The 1,543-nt window shown below is 53.9% G+C and carries 1 pseudogene; it reads right to left on the bottom strand.

Annotated features, from left to right (window positions below):
- Positions 1 to 907: 907 nt before the first annotated feature.
- Positions 908 to 1,420 (bottom strand): annotated as a pseudogene (locus B7E02_RS00225) (IS6 family transposase); the annotation flags it as partial.
- Positions 1,421 to 1,543 lie beyond the last annotated feature (123 nt).

The following is a 1,543-nucleotide window of genomic DNA, read 5'->3' as shown; positions in this document are numbered from 1 at the left end:
GATCAGCTTGAGCGTGGAGCACGAGTTCTACAGCGCGCTGCTTGAGCTCGACAGTGTATTTGGTGGGCATGTAAGGGTTTCCTTTTCCAATTTCCTACCCTCCATTAAACCCGGGGCGAACCACCCTTCATGTGGGGACTTATGAGGCGGCGGTTGCTAACCTATACCGTCGACTCTTTAACCAGACTGGTTACCATGATTTAAACTTTCACATCTACCGCCTGCACCTGTCTGACGCGGCCGTTATTAGACCGGGCATTTTCCCTGAATTATCTAACTTTGTGGGTGACGTGGATCTTGATGAGGTCTGCCCACTGCCAAATCAAGTAACGCGCTATGTCAATATCCATGAGGACGAAGGCTCAATCTCGCTTGCAGTAAGGCGGAATGCAATCCTTAGGGTCCAAAGCGTAAAACTCCTTGACTTACCCATTGATCCAACGGAAGTGGAGACGATTAGGCGGCAGATCGAGAAAGCAGACGCTCTGCCCCCTCGATCACCACGCAAGAATATGCTTGGGAGGTTTATGGACCCGCAACCAAACCGCATAACCGAGGGCCATCGGATCGCAATAAGACTGCGTACTGCGATTCCATGGCGTATCCGAGAGCACTTTGATGGCGGTGTAATGGGACAACTCGACGAAACCATCGAACCGGAGATCTGGGCACACTGGTTATTAGGAGTGCGAGAATTGGTGATTAATCCAAGTAGCGTGTTGGACACGCTAAGAGCTCAGCCATGGGTGACGGTAAAGCACTCTGAATGAAGGGGATTCTGGGTCAATGTTCAAGAGGCTTATCAGGATAAATCCATTAATAAATTATTTTAATGGTGCTGTTGCAAAGTTGGGCCAGGGTCGAAAAGCCCAACCTCAAGACATCAGTTGTCCTTGCTCCGGGGTGCTTAAGCTGTCTCGAATATCCGGCTGACGATCACCGCGTCTGGGTTCGGGTGCCCGTAGGCAAACATCGTGCCCTGGCCCTTCCGTAATGAATGCATCGCTTCCATCCCTTTCAACGTCCGGTAGGCGGAAATTCGGTTTTTGAACGCTCCCTTCGGCCCCAGGATTCTTTTAAGTCGGCCATGATCTCCCTCGATAACGTTGTTCAGGTATTTCACCTGCCGGTGCTCCACCGTCTGAGGGCAGATTCCCTCCGCCTTCAGATCGGATATTGCCTTGGCCAGAGCTGGTGCCTTGTCGGTGTTGATGACCCGCGGGGACCCGGCTGTCGTATTCGATCGCAGCGTCTTGGCCAGGAAACGCTTGGCCGCCGCGACACTGCGCTTCGGGGAGAGATAAAAGTCCAGGGTCTGCCCACCGGCGGTAATAGCCCGGTAGAGATAGCACCACGTGCCGCCGACCCGAATATAGGTCTCATCCACCCGCCAGGACCGGGCCTGCCAGTCGGGTACCTGTCAAGCCCCGGGTTTTGTAGAGGGTGATTTACTTGTCGATCAGGCCGCGTAGGCCTGATACTTCTGCCATTCCTGGTGAACTTCCTTCGGCGGGCGATGAGCCAGTGCGGAGTGCAACCGGCG

Source organism: Corynebacterium pacaense, assembly GCF_900169525.1.
In the GTDB taxonomy this organism is placed as follows: domain Bacteria; phylum Actinomycetota; class Actinomycetes; order Mycobacteriales; family Mycobacteriaceae; genus Corynebacterium; species Corynebacterium pacaense.
This window is presented reverse-complemented; position numbering and strand designations above follow the sequence as displayed.